Origin of the sequence: Paracoccus isoporae (assembly GCF_900101865.1) — a bacterium.
Classification (GTDB): Bacteria; Pseudomonadota; Alphaproteobacteria; order Rhodobacterales; family Rhodobacteraceae; genus Paracoccus; species Paracoccus isoporae.
On the sequence record NZ_FNAH01000003.1, the window covers coordinates 135,583 to 158,668 of the forward strand.

21 protein-coding genes are annotated in these 23,086 nt (G+C 66.3%); 9 read left to right on the plus strand and 12 right to left on the minus strand.

Features of this window, described 5'->3' with window-relative positions:
• Positions 1 to 85: 85 nt before the first annotated feature.
• Entirely contained in the window at positions 86 to 1,033 is a 948-nt protein-coding gene (locus tag BLT73_RS06975) for an L-threonylcarbamoyladenylate synthase (protein ID WP_090522194.1), read from the plus strand.
• Between the two features lie 9 nt (positions 1,034 to 1,042).
• Here the strand turns inward: BLT73_RS06975 and BLT73_RS06980 are convergent, their stop codons facing one another.
• Complete coding sequence (locus BLT73_RS06980) at positions 1,043 to 1,636, minus strand: YqgE/AlgH family protein (RefSeq protein WP_245727143.1); 594 nt, start codon at positions 1,634 to 1,636, stop codon at positions 1,043 to 1,045.
• Between the two features lie 104 nt (positions 1,637 to 1,740).
• Here BLT73_RS06980 and BLT73_RS06985 point away from each other — a divergent pair, with 104 nt between their 5' ends.
• Positions 1,741 to 2,502 (plus strand): protein-disulfide reductase DsbD domain-containing protein, encoded by a 762-nt coding sequence (locus tag BLT73_RS06985; RefSeq protein ID WP_090522196.1) that lies wholly within the window; start codon positions 1,741 to 1,743, stop codon positions 2,500 to 2,502.
• Between the two features lie 4 nt (positions 2,503 to 2,506).
• Here BLT73_RS06985 and argF read toward each other — a convergent pair whose 3' ends face one another.
• The 4 genes from argF to BLT73_RS07005 form a co-directional block, all read right to left on the minus strand.
• Entirely contained in the window at positions 2,507 to 3,433 is a 927-nt protein-coding gene (gene argF, locus BLT73_RS06990) for an ornithine carbamoyltransferase (RefSeq protein ID WP_090522198.1), read from the minus strand.
• A gap of 105 nt (positions 3,434 to 3,538) precedes the next feature.
• Positions 3,539 to 4,030, minus strand: coding sequence for a GNAT family N-acetyltransferase (locus BLT73_RS06995; RefSeq protein ID WP_090522200.1), 492 nt, complete (start codon positions 4,028 to 4,030; stop codon positions 3,539 to 3,541).
• A complete protein-coding gene (locus tag BLT73_RS07000; protein ID WP_090522202.1) occupies positions 4,023 to 5,201 on the minus strand; it encodes an aspartate aminotransferase family protein in 1,179 nt (392 codons plus the stop codon). The genes BLT73_RS06995 and BLT73_RS07000 overlap by 8 nt, the downstream gene beginning before the upstream one ends.
• 265 nt (positions 5,202 to 5,466) lie before the next feature.
• Positions 5,467 to 6,285, minus strand: coding sequence for an ABC transporter permease (locus tag BLT73_RS07005; protein ID WP_245727145.1), 819 nt, complete (start codon positions 6,283 to 6,285; stop codon positions 5,467 to 5,469).
• A gap of 108 nt (positions 6,286 to 6,393) precedes the next feature.
• On the opposite strand from BLT73_RS07005, the gene BLT73_RS07010 reads away from it, so the two are divergent.
• From BLT73_RS07010 to BLT73_RS07020, 3 genes are read left to right on the plus strand one after another with little or no spacing between them, the layout of a single operon-like run.
• Positions 6,394 to 7,008 (plus strand): GcrA family cell cycle regulator, encoded by a 615-nt coding sequence (locus BLT73_RS07010; RefSeq protein ID WP_090522204.1) that lies wholly within the window; start codon positions 6,394 to 6,396, stop codon positions 7,006 to 7,008.
• On the plus strand, positions 7,008 to 7,523 hold the full coding sequence (locus tag BLT73_RS07015; protein ID WP_090522206.1) for a DUF2478 domain-containing protein: 516 nt from the start codon (positions 7,008 to 7,010) through the stop codon (positions 7,521 to 7,523). Before BLT73_RS07010 ends, BLT73_RS07015 begins: the two co-directional genes overlap by 1 nt.
• Complete coding sequence (locus BLT73_RS07020; protein WP_090522208.1) at positions 7,483 to 7,785, plus strand: sulfurtransferase TusA family protein; 303 nt, start codon at positions 7,483 to 7,485, stop codon at positions 7,783 to 7,785. Before BLT73_RS07015 ends, BLT73_RS07020 begins: the two co-directional genes overlap by 41 nt.
• On the opposite strand, the gene BLT73_RS07025 is transcribed toward BLT73_RS07020, so the two are convergent.
• The 4 genes from BLT73_RS07025 to BLT73_RS07040 are packed head-to-tail and all read right to left on the minus strand — an operon-like array spanning position 7,782 to position 15,346.
• Entirely contained in the window at positions 7,782 to 10,061 is a 2,280-nt protein-coding gene (locus BLT73_RS07025) for an NADP-dependent malic enzyme (RefSeq protein ID WP_090522209.1), read from the minus strand. The two genes, BLT73_RS07020 and BLT73_RS07025, sit on opposite strands and share 4 nt — an antisense overlap.
• 55 nt (positions 10,062 to 10,116) lie before the next feature.
• Positions 10,117 to 13,176: an efflux RND transporter permease subunit gene (locus BLT73_RS07030; RefSeq protein ID WP_090522211.1), complete on the minus strand. Its 3,060-nt coding sequence runs from the start codon at positions 13,174 to 13,176 to the stop codon at positions 10,117 to 10,119.
• Positions 13,176 to 14,270 carry an efflux RND transporter periplasmic adaptor subunit gene (locus BLT73_RS07035; RefSeq protein ID WP_245727149.1) on the minus strand — a complete coding sequence of 365 codons (1,095 nt, stop codon included), beginning with the start codon at positions 14,268 to 14,270 and terminating at the stop codon, positions 13,176 to 13,178. Before BLT73_RS07035 ends, BLT73_RS07030 begins: the two co-directional genes overlap by 1 nt.
• Positions 14,267 to 15,346 carry an efflux RND transporter periplasmic adaptor subunit gene (locus BLT73_RS07040; protein ID WP_090522213.1) on the minus strand — a complete coding sequence of 360 codons (1,080 nt, stop codon included), beginning with the start codon at positions 15,344 to 15,346 and terminating at the stop codon, positions 14,267 to 14,269. The genes BLT73_RS07035 and BLT73_RS07040 overlap by 4 nt, the downstream gene beginning before the upstream one ends.
• A gap of 280 nt (positions 15,347 to 15,626) precedes the next feature.
• On the opposite strand from BLT73_RS07040, the gene arfB reads away from it, so the two are divergent.
• The 4 genes from arfB to BLT73_RS07060 all read left to right on the plus strand — a co-directional run bounded on the left by arfB (position 15,627) and on the right by BLT73_RS07060 (position 18,600).
• The gene (gene arfB / locus BLT73_RS07045) at positions 15,627 to 16,052 is read left to right on the plus strand and encodes an alternative ribosome rescue aminoacyl-tRNA hydrolase ArfB (protein ID WP_090522215.1); all 426 of its coding nucleotides are present in this window, start codon (positions 15,627 to 15,629) and stop codon (positions 16,050 to 16,052) included.
• Positions 16,045 to 16,491: an NUDIX hydrolase gene (locus BLT73_RS07050; RefSeq protein WP_090522216.1), complete on the plus strand. Its 447-nt coding sequence runs from the start codon at positions 16,045 to 16,047 to the stop codon at positions 16,489 to 16,491. Before arfB ends, BLT73_RS07050 begins: the two co-directional genes overlap by 8 nt.
• A 62-nt stretch (positions 16,492 to 16,553) precedes the next feature.
• Entirely contained in the window at positions 16,554 to 17,978 is a 1,425-nt protein-coding gene (locus BLT73_RS07055; RefSeq protein WP_176804981.1) for an inorganic phosphate transporter, read from the plus strand.
• A 79-nt stretch (positions 17,979 to 18,057) separates the two neighbouring features.
• Complete coding sequence (locus BLT73_RS07060) at positions 18,058 to 18,600, plus strand: L,D-transpeptidase family protein (protein WP_090522219.1); 543 nt, start codon at positions 18,058 to 18,060, stop codon at positions 18,598 to 18,600.
• A gap of 272 nt (positions 18,601 to 18,872) precedes the next feature.
• Here BLT73_RS07060 and dnaJ read toward each other — a convergent pair whose 3' ends face one another.
• The 3 genes from dnaJ to BLT73_RS07075 form a co-directional block, all read right to left on the minus strand.
• On the minus strand, positions 18,873 to 20,039 hold the full coding sequence (gene dnaJ, locus BLT73_RS07065) for a molecular chaperone DnaJ (RefSeq protein ID WP_090522221.1): 1,167 nt from the start codon (positions 20,037 to 20,039) through the stop codon (positions 18,873 to 18,875).
• A 67-nt stretch (positions 20,040 to 20,106) separates the two neighbouring features.
• On the minus strand, positions 20,107 to 22,017 hold the full coding sequence (gene dnaK, locus BLT73_RS07070; protein ID WP_090522223.1) for a molecular chaperone DnaK: 1,911 nt from the start codon (positions 22,015 to 22,017) through the stop codon (positions 20,107 to 20,109).
• Positions 22,018 to 22,225: 208 nt separating this feature from the next.
• Entirely contained in the window at positions 22,226 to 23,047 is an 822-nt protein-coding gene (locus BLT73_RS07075) for an ABC transporter permease (protein ID WP_090522225.1), read from the minus strand.
• Between the last annotated feature and the right edge of the window lie 39 nt (positions 23,048 to 23,086).

Sequence of the window (23,086 nt, forward strand, 5' to 3'; positions counted from 1 at the left end):
TTCAGTCAGACCAGATTACAAGCGCCGACCGGTCCGGCAAGACATGCACCGATAAAACCCTGCGTAACGACAGCTTTGACCCCTCATGCAAGCCGAAACCCGCCGCCTGACGCCCGAGTCCGAACAAATCGCCTATGCCGCGATGCTGCTCGCGCAGGGACGTCTGGTGGCGATGCCGACCGAGACGGTCTACGGGCTGGCGGCGGACGCCACGAATGCGCAGGCGGTGGCAGAGATCTACGCAGCGAAGGGTCGGCCGAGTTTCAATCCGCTGATCGTCCACGCCCCGGACCTGGAGACGGCGGCGCGGTTCGGGCGCTTGGACGCAGAGGCAAGGCGGCTGACGGAGGCGTTCTGGCCCGGCGCATTGACGCTTGTTGTTCCGTTGCGCCCGGATGCGGGACTGGCCTCGCTGGTGACGGCGGGACTCGACACGGTGGCGCTGCGCGTGCCGGCGCATCCGGTGGCACAAGACCTGCTGCACGCCTTTGGCGGGGTCGTCGCTGCGCCATCGGCCAATCCGTCGGGACGGATCAGCGCGACGACGGCGGGGCATGTGCTGGACGGGCTGCAGGGCCGGCTGGCGGCGGTGATCGATGCCGGGCCGTGCGAGGTCGGTGTCGAATCGACCATCATCGGCTGGCAGCAGGGCATCCCGGTCCTGCTGCGGCCGGGCGGATTGCCGCCCGAGGTGATTTCCGACTGCCTGGGCACGCGGCTTCTGCCACCGACGCCCGATCCGGGGCGCCCCGCAGCGCCAGGAATGCTCTCAAGCCACTATGCACCCGCGGCCTCTGTCCGGCTTGATGCCGCGACCGCGGCAGCGGGTGAGTTCCATATCGGCTTCGGGGCGGTCTCGGGAGATGTCTCGCTGTCGAAATCGGGTGATCTGGTCGAGGCGGCGTCGAAGCTGTTCGATCTGCTCCACCGGGCCGATGCCAGCGGAAAGCCGATCGCGGTGGCGCCCATTCCGGCACATGGGCTGGGTGCGGCGATCAATGACCGGCTGCGCCGCGCCGCCGCGCCGCGCTGATCCATCGCGTCAGGCCCGCCCGGCGGCACCCGACAGAAGCAGCGGATCGACACCCAGCGATTGAAGCGCACGCAGCCAGACCTCGCCCGGATCGCCGAACGCGTGATCATGATCCATTTCCGCGGTCAGCCAGCCATTGGCACGGATCTCGCTGTCCAACTGCCCCGGCCCCCATCCGGCATAGCCAAGCGCGAGGATGGCCCGTTCTGGGCCGCGCCCCTCGGCCAGTTCGACGAGCATGTCGCGCGTGGTCGTCAATTCGAGGCCGGAGCCGACAGCCATCGTGCCCTCATGCTCCGCGCCGGTCGCAGGGTGCAGCAGGAACCCCCGCACCGGCTCGACCGGGCCGCCGATCCGGACCGGCAGGTCCGGTACAGCCCCGCCTGTCTCGATCCCCAGCATCTCCAAGAGCTTGGCGAAGCGCATCTGCTCCATCGGCTTGTTCAGCACGATCCCCATCGCGCCGTCATTGCCGTGCGCGCAGACCAGCACGACCGAGTGGGCGAATCGCGGATCGGTCATCTCGGGCATGGCGATCAGGACCTTGCCGGTCAGGTCGCTGTCGGGGTCAATAGGGTGAGGGTTCGTCTGCTCGGGCGTCATGCGGGGCCTCCTGCCCTGATAGATCGGGTCTGGCACCCGCATCCGCAACCCTGTCCCGAAAAGGTGATTTCAGCCCGGATCGCCGGCGCGGTAGACCGTGGCCCATGAAATACGCGCTTGTCCTGACCCTGCTGACCGCCCTGCCCGCCACGGCCCAGACCCTGCCCGAGGGGCTGCGATCCGCCGGTTTTCTGCCCGGCTGGACGGATGCGGCGGGCAACCGGATCGCGGCGCTGGAACTGGTTCTGGAGCCGGGCTGGAAAACCTATTGGCGCAGCCCGGGCGATGCCGGGCTTCCGCCCGAATTCGACTGGATGGGCAGCAATATCGCAGAGGTGGCGTTTCACTGGCCTGCGCCAGAGATCATCGACTCGGACGGGCTGCGCACGCTCGGCTATCACGACCGGCTGGTTCTGCCCTTCACCGTCACGCCACAGGACCCGGACCGGCCGGTCGGGATCTCGGCCCAGGTCACGTTCGGTCTGTGCGAGAATATCTGCATCCCGGCGCAACTGACGCTCAGCGCCGCGGGCCCAGGCGATCGACCTGACCGCGACATCCTCGCGGCCATGGACGCGGCCCCGGCTCAGCGCGAGATTCGCCCGGCCTGTGCCATCGGCGCGATCGAGGACGGCATGACCGTAACCCTGTCCCTGCCGGAACCGGGCCGCGATCTGGCGGTGGAGTATCTGGCCGATCCCTCAGTCTGGGTGTCGGCGCCGGAACTCAGCCCCGATGGCGGCGAGGCCACCGTGGATCTGGTGGCCCCTTCCGGGCAGCCTTTCGCGGTTGCCGCGGACGGCATCGTGATGACCCTGCTGGGCGAGGACGGTGCCAGCGAATTTCGGGGCTGCGCCGCGGCCTGACGCGTCAAACACCGAGACACCACCGCATGATCGCCTTCTGGGCATGAAGCCGGTTCTCCGCCTCGTCGAAGATCACCGAATGCGGCCCGTCCATCACCGCGCTCGTCGCCTCGTCATTGCGATGGGCGGGCAGGCAATGCATGAACAGCGCATCGGGCTTTGCCTTCGCCATCAGCTCTTCGTTCACCTGATAGCCGCGCAGCTGGTTATGCCGCCGCTCCTTGGCCGATTCGGGATCATGCATGCTGACCCAGGTGTCAGTGACGACCAGATCGGCGCCCTCGACGGCCTTGTGCGGATCCCGCTCGATCTCGGCCCGGACGCCCTGTTGCCGGGCGAAGTCGAGCCATTCGCGTTCGGGGTCGAGCGTCTGCGGCCCCGTGAAGGTCAGATCGAAGCCGAATTGCCCGGCCGCGTGCACGAAGCTGGCGCAGACATTGTTGCCATCGCCCGACCAGACCACCTTTTTGCCCGCGATCGGGCCGCGATGCTCCTCATAGGTGAGAATATCGGCCATGATCTGGCAGGGATGGGTGCGGTTGGTCAGCCCGTTGATGACCGGCACGGTGGCATATTCGGCCATCTCCTGAAGCGTCGCCTCCTCGAAGGTGCGGATCATGATGAGATCGACATAGCGCGACAGGACGCGGGCCGTGTCTGCGATGGTCTCGCCATGGCCGAGCTGCATTTCCCTGCCCGACAGGACCATCGTCTGCCCGCCCATCTGGCGCACGCCGACATCGAAGCTGACGCGGGTGCGGGTCGAGGGTTTCTCGAAGATCAGCGCCACCATGCGCCCCGCCAGCGGCGCCTCGTCGTCCGGCGTGCCCTTGGGGCGGCCGTCCCTAGCCGTTTTCATGGCGCGGGCGCTGTCGATGATGGCGCGGAGATCGTCTTTCGAGGTGGTGTGGATGTCGAGAAAATGCGTCATGTCGGTTCTGTCTTTCGGATATCGGCTCAGCAAGCCCGCTTGTCGGGCCCGGGTCAAGGGGGCGCTGCCCCCGCCGCGCGTGCCGCGCGGCCTCCCGGGGTATTGTCATGAAGAAGAAAGGTCTCGTCGCCGGGTCATCACCCGGACCGGCCTGCCCTCGCCATCCTCGCGGATCGCGTCGCCGCGAAACCCGGCCTTTTCATAGGCGCGTATGGCGCGCAGATTGTCCGTAGCGGGGTCAATGGCCAGCGTCGAGACATTGGCCAGAAGCTGATCGCCAAGCGCGCGGAGCCAGGCCCCGCCATGACCGCGGCCTTGCGGCGCGCCGAACACGTCGATGGCCAGGCTGTCGGCCGGCAGGCCGGCGAAATGCGGAGCAGGCCAGTGATGGGCCGGATAATATTGCGCATAGCCTAAATCGAGGTCGTCGCGGCTGGCGATCACCTGGTGCATGACCGGGTTGTCCAGATCCTCGCTGACAAGCGCGATCTGGCGGTCCGGGCCGGGCCACCATTCCGCCACAGGCGGCTGGCGCAGCCATTCGGCCAGCATGGGCAGATCGGCCTCCGTTACAGGTCTGAACCGGTACTCAGCCATTCAGTGACGCCGCCGCCCGGTCGAGCCGGTCCACCGCCTCCGCAATCTCGTCATCCGTGATGTTCAGCGGCGGCAGCAGGCGCAGCGTGTCGTCGGCGGCGGCGACGGTCAGGATCTGCTGGTCGTAGCCGGCCTTGACCATCTCGCCCGGCGCGATCCGGCATTTCAGGCCCAGCATCAGCCCTTGCCCGCGCACCGCCTCGAAGATGTCGGGATGGGCGGCCACCAGCCCTTCCAGCTTCTGACGCAGAAGCCCGCCCTTGCGGTTGACCTCTGACAGGAAGGCCGGCTCCGCGACGATCTCCATCACCCTGGCGCCGACCGCGCAGGCCAGCGGGTTGCCGCCATAAGTCGAGCCATGCGTGCCCGCGATCATCCCCGCCGCGGCGTCTTGCGTGGCCAGAACGGCGCCGAGCGGAAAGCCTCCGCCGATCCCCTTCGCCACCATCATGATATCGGGCGTGATCCCGGCATATTCATGCGCGAAGAGCCGACCGGTCCGGCCCATGCCGCATTGCACCTCGTCCAGGATCAGCAGCGTGCCGGTTTCGTCGCAGAGCTGCCGGATCTCCTTCAGATCCGCGTCATCCAGGGGGCGGATGCCGCCCTCGCCCTGGATCGGCTCCAGCATCACCGCGCAGCTCTGATCCGAGAGAGCCGCCTTCAGCGCCGCCAGATCGCCCCAGGGCAGTTGGCGGAACCCCGGCATCAGCGGGCCAAAGCCCTTGACCATCTTCTCGGACCCGGCCGCGGCGATGGCGCCAGTGGAGCGTCCGTGGAATGCGCCCTCGAAGGTCAGGATCTCGACCCGTTCGGGCTGTCCGGTCTGGTGGAAATATTTTCGCGCCATCTTGATCGCCAGCTCCGCCGCCTCGGTGCCGGAATTGGTGAAGAATACGGTGTCGGCAAAGCTGTGCGCGACCAGCAGATCCGCCAGCCGCTCCTGCTCCGGGATCCGGTAGAGATTGGAGACGTGCCAGATCCGGCTGGCCTGCTCGGTCAGCGTGGCGACCAGGTCGGGATGGGCGTGACCCAGCACGTTCACGGCGATGCCCGCACCCAGGTCCAGATAGCGCGTGCCATCCCCGATGATTGCCCATGCCCCCTCGCCACGCGCGAAGGAGAGGGGCGCGCGGTTATAGGTCGGCAGGACATGCGGAAATTCGGACATGGGAAGGCTCCTTCAACTGGCCTTGATCGGATAAGCAGGTGGAATCGCCCGTGTAACCGCCGGACATGCGGGATCGCGCCTCAGCGGCGTCGGGGACGGGCGATATATGCGGTCCGGTCGATCATGGGTGATTGAATGCGGCAAATCCGGCGTTTCAGCAAGCGCTAATTTCGCCGGGGAAGGTGCCATGTGTGGTCCGCAGCAGCGCGAAACATGGTGATGAGACCATACCTGGGCAGGATCAGCTTCGTCCTAGCATGCGGGCTCACGGCTTCATCCGGTAGCCGCTGCGCAGCAGATAGAGCGCCAGCCCGCAGACCGCGAGCACTGCGCCCGCGCAGACCGCGCCGCCCAGAACTGGGCTCGAATCGCTGACGCCAGTGAAGCCATAGCGCGCCCCGTCGATCAGGTAGAAGATCGGGTTGGCATGGCTGATCGCACGGAACACCGGCGGCAACGCCTCGATCGAATAGAACGTGCCGGAGAGGAAGCTGAGCGGGGTGACGATGAAATTGGTGATCGCCGCCATCTGGTCGAATTTCTGCGCCAGGATGCCCCCGATCAGCCCCAGCCCGCCCATCAGCAGCGCACCCAGCACGATGAACAGCGCCGCGATCAGCGGATGAACCGGGAACTGCCCGATCACCAGTGCCATGCCGATCCCGATCACCAGCGAGACCAGCCCGGCGCGCGCCACGGCGCCGGTCAGATAACCGGTCAGGATCTCTCCGGCCGAGAGCGGTGGCATCAGCGTGTCCACGATATTGCCCTGCATCTTCGAGGCGATGATGCTGGAAGACGTGTTGGCAAAGCTGTTCTGGATCACCGTCATCATCAGGATGCCCGGCCCCAGGAACACCAGATAAGGCAGGCCCATCACCTCGCGATCGCCGCGGCCGAGTGCGACGGAGAACACCACGACGAACAGCCCCGCCGTCATCAGCGGCGCGAAGATCGTCTGTTGCCAGACCGCCATGAAGCGGCGGATCTCGCGTCCGGCCAGGGTTTGCAGCCCCAGCCAGTTCACGCGGCCAAAGCGGCGGGCGCCCATCGGGCGGCGGACGATCTGTTCGGTCTGGGGCATGAGGCCTTCTTGAATTGGCGGGCGCGGCGGGATATTTCTCGGTATTCCCGGTGTGACCGGGCATGTCTGAAATTGCAAGATGGGCGGGGGACCGCCGGAAAGGCTGAGATGTCCTGGACCGACGAGCGCGTCGAAACCCTGAAGCGGATGTGGTCTGAGGGCCAGTCGGCCAGCCAGATCGCGAAGGAGCTTGGCGCGGTGACCCGGAATGCCGTGATCGGCAAGGTCCACCGGCTCGGCCTATCGAACCGCAACGAAGGCGAGGGCGACGCGGCGGCGAATGCGGCCCCCGCCGCCGCGCCGAAGGCGGAGCCCAAGGCGAAGGCCGCGGCCAAGGCGAAATCCAAGGCGAAATCCGAGCCGCCCAAGGCCGAGGCCGCCGCGACGCCCGAGCCTGCTACTGAGGCAGCCGTGTCGCCCGCGCAGCCCGCCTTCCCGTCGCGCCGGCCCATCGTCCCCGCCGGCCAGCCCTTGCCGCCGCAGCCGTCGGCCAACGAGATCAGCCCCGAGGCGCTCGCCAATGTCCGCGAGGTCGAGAAAAAGGCCCGCAAGCTGTCGCTAATGGAATTGACCGAGCGCACCTGCAAATGGCCGATCGGTGATCCGGCGACCGAGAAATTCTGGTTCTGCGGCCTGCCCGCGCAGCAGGGCAAACCTTATTGCGAGGCCCATGTCGGCGTGGCGTTTCAGCCGATGAGCTCGCGCCGCGATCGTCGGCGCTGATGCTGGGCTGGCTCGATCACGCAGAGACGGGCGGCGGGGCCGCGGCCCATGCGCTGATGCGGGATCAGGCGGTCAGGCTGGCGGCGGCCGGGATCGCGGTGCGCGGCGCGTTGCAGACCAGCGATGCCGCCGCCGATGAATGCCACTGCGCGATGACCCTGCGGATTCTGGGCGATGACGGGCCGGATGTGATGATCTCGCAGGATCTGGGCCGCGAATCGCGCGGGTGCCGGCTGGATACGGGCGCGCTCGAATCCGCCGCGCAGCGCGTGCTGGAGACGCTGCCTGAGGCGGAGCTGCTGATCCTCAACAAGTTCGGCAAGCAGGAAATCCTCGGCCGCGGCATGGTGTCGGTCATCGCCGCCGCGATGGAGCGCGGGCTTCCGGTGCTGATCTCGGTCGCGCCGCAGCAGCAGGCGGAATTCGCAGAGTTCGCAGGCGGGCTTGCAACGAAGGTGAAGCCGGCGGATCTGGATGCGTGGTGCGACCGTGCGACCCGTCTCCGCGCGGCATGACGGTGCAGCCGTGACCGAGATCGACGCGCGCGGATTGCTCTGCCCGCTGCCCGTGCTGCGGCTGCGCAAGGCCCTGACTGGACTGCCCGAAGGCGCGCGTGTCACCTTGCTGGCCACCGACCGCATGGCCGCCATCGATGTGCCGCATTTCTGCGCAGAAGCAGGCCACAGACTGATCGCCACCGAGACCCAGCCCGATGGCGCGATGCGCTTCGAGGTGCGGCGCGGCGCCGCCTTTGACTGCCGCGCGGATGGCGGCTAGCGCACCTGCCCGAGCCGCCCGGCCGCGATCGCGGCCATGTTCAGAATGTCGTTCACCGTGGACGAGGTCGAGCAGATCTGGATCGGCTGCGGCACACCGGTCAGGATCGGACCGATCACGGTCGCACCCGCCATTTCCTGCATCAGCTTGACCGAGATCGACGCGGAGTGGCGGGCAGGCACCACCAGCATGTTGGCCGGGCCGGAGAGCCGCGAGAACGGGTATTTCGCCGCCTGATCCATGTTCAGCGCGACATCCACGGTCATCTCGCCCTCATACTCGAAATCGACCCGGCGGGCATCGAGCACCTTCGTGGCCTCGGCCATTTTCTCGGCCCGTTCGCTGACCGGGTATCCGAAATTCGAGAAGGAGAGGAAGGCCACCCGCGGATCGAGGCCGAGGCCGCGGGCCACATGCGCGCCGCGCGTGGCGATGTCGGCCAGATCCTCGGCCTCGGGCCACTCATGGACCAGCGTATCCCCGATCAGCACGATCCGGCCCTTGTGCAGCACGGCCGTGATGCCCACCGCGCCATCCTGCGGCCGCACATCGAAGACCTGCCCGATCTGGGAGAGCACATGCGCGTTCTTGCGCGTGGCACCCGTCACCAGCCCGTCGCCATGACCATGCGCCAGCATCAGCGCCGCGAAGACGTGCCGGTCGCGATTGACCTGCTTGTCTGCATCCTCCCGATCAACCCCCTTGCGCTGCAACCGCGCATAGAGAAACTCGTGATAGGCGTCGAGATGGCGGGTCGAGCCGGCATTGACCACGGTCAGCTCGCGCACGGCATCGCCCAGCCCGGCCTCTTCCAGCTTGCGGTGCACATCGTCCTCGCGTCCCACCACCGTCGCCGGTCCCATGCCGCCGCGTTGCCAGGCCACCGCGGCGCGCAGCACGCGCGGATCGTCGCCTTCGGCAAAGATCATCCTTGCCTGATGCTGGCGGGCGCGGGCGTGGATGCCCTGCAGGATCGCCGCTGTCGGGTCCATCCGCGCCTGAAGCGCGTCGCGATAGGCCTCCATGTCGATGATCGGGCGGCGCGCCACGCCGGTGTCCATTCCGGCCTTGGCCACGGCGGGCGGCACGACATGGATCAGCCGGGGATCGAAGGGCGTCGGGATGATGTAATCGCGCCCGAATTGCAGCTTGCGCCCGTAAGCCACGGCGACCTCGTCCGGCACATCCTCGCGCGCCAGCTCGGCCAGGGCCTGCGCGCAGGCGATCTTCATCTCGTCATTGATGGCGCGGGCATGAATGTCGAGCGCGCCGCGAAACAGATAGGGGAACCCCAGCACATTGTTGACCTGGTTGGGATAGTCGCTGCGCCCCGTCGCCACGATGGCATCGGCGCGCACGGCGTGGGCATCTTCCGGCGTGATCTCGGGGTCGGGATTGGCCATGGCGAAGATCACCGGGTTATCGGCCATGCTCTCGACCATTGCCTGCGTCACCGCGCCCTTGGCCGAGACACCCAGGAACACATCCGCGCCCGTCATCGCCTCTTCCAGCGTGCGGGCCTCGGTGGCGACGGCATGGGCGGATTTCCATTGGTTCATGCCCTCGGTCCGGCCCTGCCAGATGACACCCTTGGTGTCGCACATGATGCAGTTCTCGTGCCGCGCGCCCATTGCCTTCAGCAGCTCAAGGCAAGCGATCCCGGCGGCCCCCGCGCCGTTGAGCACGATGCGCACATCCTCGATCCGCTTGCCCGACAATTCGAGCGCGTTGATGAGCCCTGCCGCGCAGATCACCGCCGTGCCGTGCTGATCGTCGTGAAACACCGGAATGTCCATCAACTCCTTCAGCCGGCTCTCGATGATGAAGCATTCCGGGGCCTTGATGTCTTCCAGATTGATGCCCCCGAAGGTCGGCCCCATCAGCCGGACGGCGTTGACGATCTCGTCGGGGTCTTCGGTATCAAGCTCGATATCAATGGCGTTGACGTCGGCGAAGCGCTTGAACAGCACCGCCTTGCCCTCCATCACCGGCTTGGAGGCCAACGCGCCCAGGTTGCCAAGGCCGAGGATCGCCGTGCCGTTGGAGATCACGGCGACCATATTTCCCTTGGTGGTGTAGTCATAGGCCGTCTCGGGACGCTCCGCGATGGCTTGGACCGGCACCGCCACGCCCGGCGAATAGGCCAGCGACAGATCGCGCTGCGTGGCCATCGGTGTCGAGGGCACCACGTCGAATTTCCCCGGCCGGGGCTCCATGTGATAGGACAGCGCCTCCTCGGGCGTGGTGCGGGCGGTGCGGGGTCTGGTCTCGTTCATCGGTCCTCCGGCCTTCTCGTGACGCCTGTCTACGCCGCGCGGCCGGGACGCTCAATCAGGTCGCGCCATTGCGGCCAGGCGGTTTCACCCCGTAGACCACGCAATACAGCGCCGGGACGAAGAGCAGCGTGATGAGCGTGCCGACGATGATCCCGCCCATCATCGAGAACGCCATCGGCCCCCAGAACACCTGACGCGAGATCGGGATCAGGGCCAGGCTGGCCGCGGCGGCGGTCAGCAGGATCGGGCGGGCCCGGCTGTCCGAGGCGTGATAGACCGCATCCCATCGATCCTGCCCTTTCTGGATCAGGTTCTCGACCTCATGGACCAGGATGATGGAGTTGCGGATCAGGATCCCCGCAAGGGCCAGGATCCCCAGGATCGCGACAAACCCCATCGGCACGCCGAATCCGACCAGCACGATCACCACCCCGATCAGACCCAGCGGGGCGGCGGCGAACACGATGGCCGACAGCCGGAAACTCTGCATCTGCGCCATGATGAGGAACGCCATGCTCAGAAGCATGAGCGGGACCACGGCGGCGATGGGTTCCTGGCTTTCGGTCGAGCTTTCGACCGTGCCGCCGACCTCGATGCGGATGGTGGATGGCAGGCTGTCCTTGAATTCCGCAATCGACGGGGCGAGATCCGCAACCAGCGTTGCGGGCTGATCGGCCGAGGCGATGGCGGCCTTCACCGTCACCGTCGGCAGCCCGTTCCGCTGCATAATGAGCGGCTGCTCGGTCGCATATTCCAGCTTGGCCAGGCTGGCCAGCGGGATGGGCGTGCCGCTATCCGTGGCGAATTGCAGGTTGCGCAGCGTGTCGATGGAGCTGCGCTCTTCCGCCGAGGCGCGGCTGATGACGTCGATCAGGAACTCGCCGTCGCGAAGCTGGGTCACGGTGCGTCCCGAGAACATCATCGCCAGGGCTTCCGCGATATCCGCCGAACTCACCCCCAGCCTGCGCGCCTGATCCTGCCGCACGCGCAACCGCAACACCCGCGCCGGTTCGTCCCAGTCGAGGGCGATATCGCTCAGCCGCGTATCCTGTGACATCAGCGCCGCCAGATCGCGGGCGGCGTCGCGCGTCGCCCCGATCTCCGGGCCGGAAACGCGATACTGCACCGGCTTGCCCACCGGCGGGCCGACCTCCAGCAGCTTCACATAGATGTTTTCGTCAACAAACGCGGTCTCGGCCAGCCGATCCAGGCGCGCCTTGACGCGGTCGCGCGCCGCGAGCCCGGTGGTCTGGATCACCACCTGCCCCATATGCGGCCCCGCGGTCGGCACGTCGAGCGCCAGGACAAATCGCGGCGCACCCATCCCGATGTACGTTGTCCAGTATTCCACGTCCGGGTCGTCGCGCAGATGGGTTTCCAGCCGGTCCATCGTATCGCGCGTCGCCCGGATCGAGGCGTTCTGGCGCAGTTCCACATCCACGACCAACTCGGTGCGGTCGGTGGTGGGAAAGAACTGCTGCTCGACGAATTGCATGCCCCAGATCGAGACCAGGAAGGCGATCAGCGTCACGCCGACCGTGATCCATTTGAACCGCATTGCCGCGCGGAGCAGGCGATGGAAGATGCGCCGCAGCCAGCCGGGATTGCCGTCGTGGTGCTTCATCTTCCGCGGCAGGAAGGTGATGCCCAGGATCGGCGCGAACAGCACCGCGACGATCCAGCTCACCACCAGCGAGACCGCGATGACCACGAAGAGCGAAAAGGTGAACTCGCCCGCATCCGAATTGTTCAGGCCGATGGGAATGAACCCCGCCACCGTGACCAATGTGCCGGAGAGCATCGGGAAGGCAATGGATGTCCAGGCATAGGAGGCCGCATCGGTCAGCGTCTCGCCGATTTCCAGCCGCGAGATCATCGTCTCGATGGCGATCATCGCATCGTCCACCAGCAGACCGAGCGCGATGATAAGCGCGCCGAGCGACACGCGTTGCAGCGTGATGCCGTAGTAATCCATGAAGACGAAGGTGATGGCCAGAACCAGCGGGATCGACATGGTGACCACCATCCCGGCCCGGAAGCCGAGGCTGATGAAGCTGACCACCAGCACGATGGCCACGGCCTCCATCAGGGCTGTGACGAAATGGCCGACCGCCTCCTCGACGACCTGGGGCTGATCGGCGAACTTGGCCATCTCGATCCCGATCGGCAGGTCGGCGGCGACATCCGCCATCAGCGCGTCGACCTGCGCGCCGAAATCCAGGATGTTCTGCCCCTCTTTCATGCCGATCTGCAGGCCGATGGCGGGTTGGCCGTTATAGCGGAACAGGTTCTCCGGCGGGTCCTGGTAGCCGCGCCGGACGGTGACGATATCGGCGAGGTTGAAGAACCGGTCGCCGATCCGGAAATTCACATCCGAAATGGCGTTCGCGTCACCGAACTCCCCGTCCACGCGCACCAGGATCCGCTCCGGCCCGGATTCGATCACCCCGGACGGCGCAATCACGTTCTGGCTGTAGACGGTATTGAGCACCTGATCCTGGTTCAGCCCCAACGCCGCGAGGCGCGAGGGCGAGAATTCCAGATAGATCTCCTCGTCTTGCACGCCCAGCAACTCGACCTTGCCGGCCAGCGGCAGCGCCTGCACCTGATCGCGGATCGCATCGACGCGGTCACGCAGTTCGCGCGGGGTGAAGCCGTCCGCGGTGAAGGCATAGATATTGCCGTAGACATCGCCGAAATTGTCGTTGAAGCGGAACCCGGCGAACTCTTCGGGGAAGTCCGGCCGGATATCGGCCATCATGTTGCGCACGCGCTTCCAGATTTCCGGCACCTGGTCGCCTTTCACCTCCGGCGACAGCTCGACATAGACCACCGCCTGACCCGGCATGGTGACGGAGCGGGTGAATTTCAGCTCGTCCAGCTCCTCCATCTTCTTCTCGATCCGCTTGGTCACCTGGTCCAGCGTCTCGTCGATGGAGGCCCCCGGCAAGGCTGCAGCGATCACCATGACCTTGATGGTGAAGTTGGGATCCTCCTCCCGCCCCAGATTGACGTAGGACATGCCGCCCGCCAGCATGGAGACGATCAGCAGGAACCACACGAAGCTGCGATGCTTCAGCGCCCAGTCGGACAGGTTGAACCGCCGCGCCGGCATCAGGGCCTCACCCGCCGGCCCACCGGCTGGCCGTCCTGCAGGGAGTTGACGCCGCGGATCACCACCTCCTCGCCGACGCTCAGCCCAGACAGGATCTGCACCTGCCCGGCGAAACGCTCGCCGGTCTCTACCGGGCGATGCTCGACCTGGGCCGCGCCGTCCTGGCGGTGGATCACCCAGACCGCCACCGCGTCCCCCGTCCCGGTCAGCGCCGGTTCGGGCACCGACAGGGCAGATCCGGCATCCCCCGCACGCTGCGCGCGGATCAGCGAGTTGAGCCGGAAACTGGTCGAATCATCCATCGCCACATGCACGCGCCGGGTCCGGGTCGCGGCGTCGGCCAAGGGCTCCACCCGTTCGATCTGGCCGGAGACCCGCGTGTCGGGATCGGCTTCCAGCCAGATCGTCATATCCGTGCCGACCGGCATGGTGCTCAGCGCAACCTCCGGCAAATCGATCATCGCCTCGCGCGTGGATTCGTCCGACAGGGTCAGCACGGGCGTGCCCGCACCCACCACCGCGCCCGGATTCTCGAACACCGCCGACACCACCCCGTCGAAGGGCGCCATCAGCCGCGCGAAACCTTCGGCATCCTCGGCCCGCGCGAGTTCGGACCGCGCCTGCCGCAGACCCGCTTCCGCCGATTTCAGCTCGCGCTCCGCCTGTTCCAGCCGCGCGGTGGAGGCGACGTTGCGCCGGGCCAGGCCGCGCACCCGTTCGGCGGTCAGGCTCGCGGTTTCCTGCGTGACCTCCGCGGTCTCCACCGCCGCACGGGCCGCGCGCACATTGTCCTGCAAATCGTCGGGCGCGAGTTCGGCCAGCAATGCCCCCGTCTTCACCGTCTCGCCCACATCTACCGGGCGGGCGGACAGCCGGCCAAGGGTCTGAAAACCAAGCTGCACCTCGGTCGCGGCGGCCACCACGCCCGCGAAACTGCGGCGCTGCGACGGGTGATCGGCCACGACGATGGAGACGACGGGCCGGATGACCGGCGCTGTCGCCGTCGCCTCCTCGCCCCCCGACCAGGGCAGCTCGATCGCCTGCGCCGCCGGGGCGGCAAGCGCCGCCATGACAAAAAGCGCGGCGCGGATCACGGGTCGATCTCCGCGGCGACGACCTGCCGCCCGGGATAGAGCCGCTGTGACCCCGCGCCGACGATCACATCGCCCGCCGCGACCCCGCTTTCCAGCAGGACGAACCCGTTTTCGAAACTCTCGATCGCCACCTCGCGCAGTTCCGCGCGCCCGCCCTCGCCGACCAGCCAGACCGCCGGGGCCCCGGCGTCGGAGCTGAGCGCGGTCCACGGGATCCGCACGGCGCTGCCTTCGCTGATCCGGATGGTGCCGCTGACCGCGGCACCCAGCAGCGAGACATCGTCGGGCGCGTCCGCCACCTCGGCCCGCAGCCTGACCGACCCGGTCGAAGCCTCGACAAGCGGCGCGATCTCGGTGACGCGCGCCGTCATCGGTGCGGCGGAGACATCGAGCGTGCGCAGCGCGACGGGCTGGCCCATCGCATCGTCCAGCATCGCCATGTCCGGGGTCAGGAAGACAGCCTCGATTCCCGACATCGCGGCCAGCGACAACACCGACTGCGCGGCGCCCACGACCTGCCCGGGCTCGCCCTGCCGCGCCGTGACGACGCCATCGAACGGCGCGGTCAAATCGGTGTCCTCCACCGTCCGCCTGGCCTGGTCGAGCGCGCTCTGCGCCTGCTTGGTCTGGGTTTCGGCGGCGCTCAGCGCCTGGCGCGCCGTGTCGCGCGCCGCGCGCGTGCCGACGCCGCGTTCCAGCATCGCGGCGGCACGTTCCGCGGCAAGCCGGGCCTGCTGTTCGGCCGCCTCGGCCGCCGCGAAGCTGGCCTGGGCGGCGTTCAGCGACTGTTCGGATTGCTGCGGGTCGATCCGGGCCAGCACCTCGCCGCGGGCGAAATGGTCGCCTTCGAGCACCAGCACCTCGGTGATGCGGCCGCCCCGGCGAAAGCCCAGGTCAACGGACTCGCGGGCCTCGAGCGTTCCGGTCAGGCTGAGATCGACGCCGACATCGTCCTGGCGCAGCTCGATCAGCTCGACGCCGATCGCGTCCGCTGCCCGCACCTCGCCCGGCAGGGTTGCCTGGCCAGCCGCAAACGCCGCGGCACCAATCGTTAAGACATATCTCGGCTGGATCAAGCGGGGCCTCCATCCACCGGGTTTTGATGCCCCAATTCGGTCAGCTTGAAAAGACACGCCTGCGGCATCTACCGCTGCGTCACATGCGATTTGATCTGGCCAGCACAAGCTGCAATTATAAGCGTTCGGTGTCGACCGACCTGCGTGTCACCCGAATGTCGCCGGCCTGTGATAGGGTCACGCAATCTTTTGGAACCAGGGACGATCCCGGACTCTTTGCCTGATGATACTGGAGTTCTATATTATTCACCCAGCCAGACGGTGTGTCGAGTAGTTGCAGATGTTGCGAGTGAATGATGACATTTCCATTGAGGAGTGGGAGCTTGTCGAAAGCTTCACCCGCGCGCAGGGGCCGGGGGGGCAAAACGTCAACAAGGTCTCCACCGCGGTCGAGCTGCGTTTCGAGGCCGAACGGTCGCCGAGCCTGCCTGACGCGGTCAAGCGCCGGCTGCGGCGGCTGGCGGGGCGTCGCTGGACGCAGGACGGCGCGGTCATCATCCTGGCCCAGGAAACCCGCAGCCAGTCGCGCAATCGCGACCTGGCCCGCGACCGGCTGGCAGATCTAATCCGGCGCGCCGCGCAGGCGCCCAAGCGGCGCATCCCGACCCGCCCGACCCTGGGCAGCCAGCGCCGCCGCTTGCAGGCAAAGGCGCAGCGCGGCACGGTCAAGGCGCTGCGCGGCCGGGTGGAGCCGGGACATGACTAACGCGTTCCGCCTGGCTCTGGGTCGGATCCTGGGCAGCCGACCCCCGGCGCTTCAGGTCGGCGCGCTCTGCGTGCATCGCGTCACGGGTCAGGTTCTGCTCATCACCAGCCGCGATACCGGCCGCTGGATCATCCCCAAGGGCTGGCCGATGAACGGACACAGCGTCGGAGACGCCGCCCTGCGCGAGGCGTGGGAGGAGGCCGGGGTCCGGGGCGCGGTCTCTCGCGAAGCGTTCGGCCATTATGGCTACATGAAGCGGCTCGGGGATGGTCTGTCGACGCCGATCCGCGTGCAGGTTCATCTGGTCGAGGTGGATGATCTGGCCACCGAGTTTCCCGAGAGCGCCGAACGTGACCGGCAATGGTTCGCTCCGGCCGACGCGGCGAGCCGCGTGGAGGAGGCGGAGCTGAAATCCCTTTTTCATAAGCTCAAAGCATAAACTGATCAAAATTTCTGTCGGTTTTACTTGCCGCTAACCCGCCGCGCCCTATGCTCTGGCCGATGTTGAAAGACCGCGAATATCACGTTCTGGACAAGGATCTGTCAAAGCTCGGCCATGCCGAAGGGGCGGGCCGCGTCGCCGGCCGCCCGCTGCGCCGCTTCGGGCTGATTCTCTGGGTCGTCGGCCTGCTGGCCCTGCTGGCCGCCTTCGCCGGGGCCGACGTGCCCAGCCAGGGGACGATGATCGCGGGGCTGGCGGTGGCCATGTATCTCGGCCTCAACATGGGGGCGAACGACGTCGCGAACTCGGCCGGGGCGGCCATTGGTGCGCGCGCCCTGCCCATCGGCCTCGGCCTGGCGGCGGTGGCCGCGGCGGAGCTGTGCGGCGCGCTTCTGGCCGGCAGCGCCGTGACCCGCACCATCGCGGAGGAGATCATTGCGCCGGCACAGGGCACGGGTGCCGGGCGCGAACTGGCCAGCGTGATGGCCTGCGCGCTTGTCGGCGCCGGTCTGTGGATCACCCTGGCGAACTGGGCGCGGGCGCCCGTCTCCACCACCCACAGCATCGTCGGCGCGGTGGCCGGGGCCGGCATGGCCGCGATGGGTGTTACGGCGGTGAACTGGGCGATGATCGGCCAGATTGCGCTCGGCTGGGTGTTCGCGCCGCTTGCAGCGGCGCTCATGGCGGCCGGCATCCTTGGATTTCTTCGCTGGCGCGTGCATTTCGCCGAAGACAGCGTGAAGGCCGCGCGGCTCTGGTTGCCGCTGCTGATCGCGGTGACCGTGACGGTGTTTGCGCTTTATGTCGCCAGGCTTGCAAATCGCGGCGGGCTCACGCCGGCCTGGCTGGGCCTGTGCGTGACGCTGGGCATTGTCTCGCATCTCCTGTCGCGATGGCATCTCGACCGGCAGCTCATCCGGCACCGCAACCGGTCCGTTGCGCTGAAGAACATCCTTGCCGGTCCGCTGGTGGTGACGGTGCTGCTGTCCGGCTTCGCCCACGGCGCCAACGATGTCGGAAACGTCGCCGGTCCGTTGACCGTGCTGCTCGCCGGGACCGAGGCAGAGGACATGCCACGCTGGATCATCGGGATGGCGGGGATAAGCGTCGCGGCGGGGTCGCTGATCTTCGGGCGTCGGCTGGTGCGCATGGTGGGCAGTTCCATCACCCGGCTGAACCCGGTGCGGGCCTTCTGCGCGGCCCTGGCCGGTGCGGCGACGGTGTTGGGCTGCTCTGCGCTCGGCCTGCCGGTTTCGACCACCCATTGCGCGGTGGGCGGGATCTTCGGCGTCGGGTTTTATCGCGAATGGGAGGACCGCCTGCGCCGCAAGACCCGCAAGGCTCTGCCGGTGGAGGAGATGCATCGCCGCCGGCTGGTGCGGCGCAGCCATGTCTGGACCACGCTGGCAGCCTGGGCGGTCACCGTGCCGGGTGCGGGGATGATGGCGGCAGGTGTGTTCGGCCTTCTGTCGATGGTAAGATGACGCATTGTTGCTGGCGAGAATCCGCCGAATATGCTATCCCTCCGGCAAAGAGCGCGGTCAAAAGCGTGACGAGGCAGTGATGATTCGAGCGATCCGGGCCGTTCTGGCCATGGCTTTCCTGGCAGTTCTGACCGCTTGCGGCGGCGACAGCGCCCCGGTCAGCAGCGCGACGACACCGCGCTTCCTGGCCTATCAGGGCCCGCCGGTGACGCAGGTGGTGGTCAACAAGTCGGACCGGCTGATGTTCCTGCTGTCGGACCGGACCGTGCTGAAGGCCTACAAGATCCATCTCGGCAATGAACCTGTCGGCAGCAAGCAGTTCGAGGGTGACGGCAAGACGCCCGAGGGCATCTTCTTCGTTGACCGCTTCAACCCGCGCAGCGCCTATCACCTCTCGGTCGGGATCGACTACCCCCGCCCCCAGGACGAGGCGCGCGCCGCGATGTATGGACGCAAGCCGGGCGGCGACATCTTTTTCCATGGGCGGGGGCCGGACGGGCGAAAGGCGTTCCAGGACGGCAAGGATGACTGGACCGCCGGCTGCATCGCGGTCGAGGATGCCGAGATCGAGGAGATCTATGCCATGCTGCGCAAGGGCACGCAGGTGGTCATCAATCCCTGATCCACGCGCTGCTGTCCCGTCTGCTTAGCGGGGTTGCCGGGGCGCGCATGACAGTAATCAAGCCACTGGCGGGCGGGATGGCCGCCCCCCTCCGCGCTCTCGGCGCGGAACGGATGAGTTAGAGCAGCACGCTTGCTGCCGCGAGGCAAACCTGACCGGTGCCATCCGGCGCAGATTTCCCGGTAAGCGAGCGCCGCGAATGGCTCCGCCCCGCAGCCGGGTCGCGAAACCGCCTGGATGGAAGGCAGCGCCGCCCGCTCTGGCGCGACGCGTCAGGTTCCGGTCATCCCGTCCCAGAAATTCCGCACCTTGTTGAAGAACCCGGAGGATTGCGGCGAATTGTCGGCCTTGATCTCGTCAAACTCTCGCAGCAACTCCCGCTGCCGCGCGGTCAGGTTGACCGGCGTCTCCACCACCAGTTCGATCAGCATGTCGCCCGGCTCGCCGCGCATGCCGGCGCCGTGCCGCAAGGGCGGCATGCCCTTGCCGCGCAGCCGCATCTGCCGGCCGGACTGGCTGCCGGCGGGCACCTTGACCCGTGACCTGCCGCCATCAATGGTCGGCACCTCGACCTCGCCGCCAAGTGCCGCGGTGGCCATGCTGACCGGAACCTGACAGGCCAGCATCTTGCCGTCGCGCAGAAAGATCTCGTGCTCCTCGACGGTGACGAAAATATACAGATCACCCGCCGGTCCGCCGCGCAGCCCGGCCTCGCCCTCTCCGGCCAGCCGGATACGGGTGCCGGTCTCGACGCCTGCAGGGATATTGACCTGCAAGGCGCGGCGCGTCTCGACCCGGCCCTCGCCGTGACAGGCGGGACAGGGATTCTTGACCATCTGCCCGGCGCCGTTGCAGCTTGGGCAGGTCCGCTCGACGGTGAAGAAGCCCTGGCTGGCCCGCACCTTCCCCATGCCAGAGCAGGTCGGGCAGGTCACTGGCTCCACAGCACCTTCCGCCCCGGTCCCCTCGCATTCCGAGCAACTGACCGAGCCGGGCACGTTGATGGTTTTCTGCGCCCCCTCATAGGCCTCTTCCAGCCCGACCGAGAGATTATAGCGCAAATCCTGGCCGCGCGTGGCCCGCTGCCGGCCGCCGCCCGCGCGCGCGCCCATGAAATCCCCGAACAGATCGTCGAACACATCGGCGAACGCCGTGCCGAAATCGCCCTGCCCCGCAGCACCGCCGCGCCCGAAGCCGCCAAACCCGCCCGAGCCGTCAAAGGCGCTGTGACCGAAGCGATCATAGGCCGCCTTCTTCTGCGGATCCTTCAGGCAGTCATAGGCTTCGTTGACTTCCTTGAACTTCGCTTCGGAGGTCGGGTCGGAGCCGTTGCGGTCGGGGTGAAGCTCCTTCGCCTTGCGGCGATAGGCTTTCTTGATTTCGTCGCCCTGCGCGCCTTTCGACAGGCCGAGCGTCTCGTAGTAGCAGCGTTTCGCCATTCCGTGCCCCTTACGCGAGAGCCGGCCCGGACAGAATGCCCGAACCGGCCCCCAAGGTCATTCGCGCTTACTTGCGCTTGTTTTCGTCCAGATCCTCGAAATCGGCATCGACGATATCGTCATCCACGTCACGCGGCGCGTCGGGGTCGGGCTGGGCCTCGCCCTCATCCGATTGCGCCTTGTAGATCGCTTCGCCGAGCTTCATCGACGCATCCATGACATTCTGGATGCCGCCCTTGATCTTGCCGGCATCCTCGGTCTTGAGGGCCTCTTCAAGTGCGTTGACGGCCAGTTCGATCGCCTCGACGGTCGAGCCATCGACCTTGTCGCCGTGCTCCTCCAGCGATTTCCTGGTCGAATGGATCAGGCTTTCGGCCTGGTTGCGGACCTCGACCAGTTCGCGGCGGCCCTTGTCGGCCTCGGCGTTTTCCTCGGCGTCCTTGACCATGCGTTCGATGTCCTCGTCGGACAGACCGCCCGAGGCCTGGATGGTGATCTTCTGTTCCTTTCCGGTGCCCTTGTCTTTCGCACTGACATTCACGATGCCGTTCGCGTCGATATCGAAGGTCACCTCGATCTGGGGCATGCCGCGCGGGGCGGGCGGGATGTTCTCCAGATTGAACTGGCCGAGCAGCTTGTTATCCGCCGCCATCTCGCGTTCGCCCTGGAAGACCCGGATCGTCACCGCGCCCTGATTGTCCTCGGCGGTCGAGAAGATCTGCGATTTCTTGGTCGGGATGGTGGTGTTGCGGTCGATCAGCCGGGTGAACACGCCGCCAAGCGTTTCGATCCCCAGTGACAGCGGCGTCACATCCAGCAGCACCACATCCTTGACGTCACCCTGCAGCACGCCGCCCTGAATCGCGGCACCAAGCGCCACCACCTCATCGGGGTTCACGCCCTTATGGGGTTCCTTGTCGAAGAACTTGGTCACTTCCTCGATCACCAGCGGCATGCGGGTCTGACCGCCGACCAGGATCACCTCGTCGATCTCGCCCTTCGAGACGCCTGCATCCTTCAGCGCCGCCTTGACCGGATCCATGGTCTTGCGAACCAGGTCGCCCACCAGGCTGTCCAGCTTGGCGCGGGTCAGCTTGACGACCATGTGCAGCGGCGTGCCGGTGTCCTTGTCCATCGAGATGAACGGCTGGTTGATCTCGGTCTGAGTCGAGGAGGACAGCTCGATCTTGGCCTTTTCCGCCGCCTCTTTCAGACGCTGCAGCGCCATCTTGTCCTTGGTCAGATCGACGCCGTGTTCCTTTTTGAACTCGTCAGCGAGGTAGTTCACGATCCGCATGTCGAAATCTTCACCGCCGAGGAACGTGTCCCCGTTGGTCGATTTCACCTCGAACAGGCCATCGTCGATTTCCAGGATGGTGATGTCGAACGTGCCGCCGCCAAGGTCATAGACCGCGATGGTCTTGCTGTCCTTCTTGTCCAGACCGTAAGCCAGCGCGGCCGCGGTCGGTTCGTTGATGATGCGCAGAACCTCAAGCCCCGCGATCTTGCCCGCATCCTTGGTGGCCTGACGCTGGGCGTCGTTGAAATAGGCCGGCACGGTGATGACCGCCTGGGTCACATCCTCACCCAGATAGGATTCGGCGGTTTCCTTCATCTTGCCAAGGATCATGGCGCTGATCTGGGCGGGGGAATATTTCTCGCCCCGCGCCTCCACCCAGGCGTCGCCGTTGCCGCCATCGACGATGTCGTAGGGCACCAGCTTCTTGTCCTTCTCGACCGCCTCGTCACCGATGCGACGGCCGATCAGGCGCTTGACGGCGAAAATCGTGTTGGTCGGATTCGTCACGGCCTGGCGCTTGGCGGATTGTCCCACCAGGCGCTCGCTCTCCGTGAAGGCAACGATCGACGGGGTGGTGCGCGCACCTTCACTGTTCTCGACCACTTTCGGCTGGCTGCCGTCCATGATGGCAATACAGCTATTGGTCGTGCCCAGGTCGATCCCGATGACTTTTGACATGTTCAAACCTCTCTTCCGGCGATGTCGGCGGCCTGCGGGTCCAAAGCTGGCCCCCGAAGACCTGATCCCATTGTTTGACGTGCCGGCCCGCTGGCCGACTTCGTTGGGCTATATAGGAAGGGGCAATTCTGGCTGCAAGAACCACTGCGCGCGCGGACGGCGCTGATTTTCCGCCTTCTTCAGAACGGGATCGGAGAGCGGTGGCGGATCAGCGCCCGGCAGACCAGCTCAGCGACACCTTGTCGCGATTCACGAAATCGCCCATCAGCCCCAGCATCATCAGCACCAGCCCCGCATAGATCGGATAGGTCAGGCTGGAATTATGCGGCGTGTAGTTCACGAAGGCATAGCCGCGGGTCTGATCGATGACGTGGAACAGCGGATTCCAGTCGAACATGTTCAGCATCATCGGCGGCAGCGTGTTGGCCACCACCATCTTGCCCGAGGTAATCATGTTCAGCCGCCGGTAAAGCTGACTGATCATCGCCACGCCTTTCGGCCACCAGGGCTGCAGCGCCCGGAACAACAGCCCGATGCAGCACCCGGTGAACCAGGCCAGAATGAACATGCCGATGCAGGGCACGAGATATTCGATATTGAGCGGCTCGATAAACGTATTCGCCATCAGCAGCAGAACCGCGGCGGCGAGAAACTGGTTGTAAAGGACCGAAAACGCGGCGGCCAGCAGCGCGATGATCGTGTTCATCGGCGCGTGCTTCATCAGCGGCGAGACCGGGCCCTCGGCCGTCATGATCTGCTGGATCGCCATGTTGTGGGACATAAACATGAAGATCCCACTCATGATATAGACGATCATGCTGCCGCGGATGGGAGAACTTCGGATTCCGATCACGAAGAAGATCAGGTAAAACACAGAGACCATGATCAAGCCGCGCAGCACGACCATCATCAACCCGGCCACGGCATTGCGTTCGCCCCTGCGAAGCTTGTAGACAGTCATGTGGTAGATCAGCGCGATGGTGGTCAGGCCGGCCTGACGGAAGTTTTTGGTCTGTCGCTGCTCGAACATGATCGCTCTCCGTCATGGCGTATCTTGCCCTGACCCCGG

Coding starts and splice junctions, on each gene's coding strand:
- BLT73_RS06975 (WP_090522194.1), top strand. CDS start 86: ATGCAAGCCGAAACCCGCCGCCTGACGCCCGAGTCCGAACAAATCGCC.
- BLT73_RS06980 (WP_245727143.1), bottom strand. CDS start 1,636: ATGACGCCCGAGCAGACGAACCCTCACCCTATTGACCCCGACAGCGAC.
- BLT73_RS06985 (WP_090522196.1), top strand. CDS start 1,741: ATGAAATACGCGCTTGTCCTGACCCTGCTGACCGCCCTGCCCGCCACG.
- argF (WP_090522198.1), bottom strand. CDS start 3,433: ATGACGCATTTTCTCGACATCCACACCACCTCGAAAGACGATCTCCGC.
- BLT73_RS06995 (WP_090522200.1), bottom strand. CDS start 4,030: ATGGCTGAGTACCGGTTCAGACCTGTAACGGAGGCCGATCTGCCCATG.
- BLT73_RS07000 (WP_090522202.1), bottom strand. CDS start 5,201: ATGTCCGAATTTCCGCATGTCCTGCCGACCTATAACCGCGCGCCCCTC.
- BLT73_RS07005 (WP_245727145.1), bottom strand. CDS start 6,285: ATGCCCCAGACCGAACAGATCGTCCGCCGCCCGATGGGCGCCCGCCGC.
- BLT73_RS07010 (WP_090522204.1), top strand. CDS start 6,394: ATGTCCTGGACCGACGAGCGCGTCGAAACCCTGAAGCGGATGTGGTCT.
- BLT73_RS07015 (WP_090522206.1), top strand. CDS start 7,008: ATGCTGGGCTGGCTCGATCACGCAGAGACGGGCGGCGGGGCCGCGGCC.
- BLT73_RS07020 (WP_090522208.1), top strand. CDS start 7,483: ATGCGTGGTGCGACCGTGCGACCCGTCTCCGCGCGGCATGACGGTGCA.
- BLT73_RS07025 (WP_090522209.1), bottom strand. CDS start 10,061: ATGAACGAGACCAGACCCCGCACCGCCCGCACCACGCCCGAGGAGGCG.
- BLT73_RS07030 (WP_090522211.1), bottom strand. CDS start 13,176: ATGCCGGCGCGGCGGTTCAACCTGTCCGACTGGGCGCTGAAGCATCGC.
- arfB (WP_090522215.1), top strand. CDS start 15,627: ATGTTGCGAGTGAATGATGACATTTCCATTGAGGAGTGGGAGCTTGTC.
- BLT73_RS07050 (WP_090522216.1), top strand. CDS start 16,045: ATGACTAACGCGTTCCGCCTGGCTCTGGGTCGGATCCTGGGCAGCCGA.
- BLT73_RS07055 (WP_176804981.1), top strand. CDS start 16,554: ATGTTGAAAGACCGCGAATATCACGTTCTGGACAAGGATCTGTCAAAG.
- BLT73_RS07060 (WP_090522219.1), top strand. CDS start 18,058: ATGATTCGAGCGATCCGGGCCGTTCTGGCCATGGCTTTCCTGGCAGTT.
- dnaJ (WP_090522221.1), bottom strand. CDS start 20,039: ATGGCGAAACGCTGCTACTACGAGACGCTCGGCCTGTCGAAAGGCGCG.
- dnaK (WP_090522223.1), bottom strand. CDS start 22,017: ATGTCAAAAGTCATCGGGATCGACCTGGGCACGACCAATAGCTGTATT.
- BLT73_RS07075 (WP_090522225.1), bottom strand. CDS start 23,047: ATGTTCGAGCAGCGACAGACCAAAAACTTCCGTCAGGCCGGCCTGACC.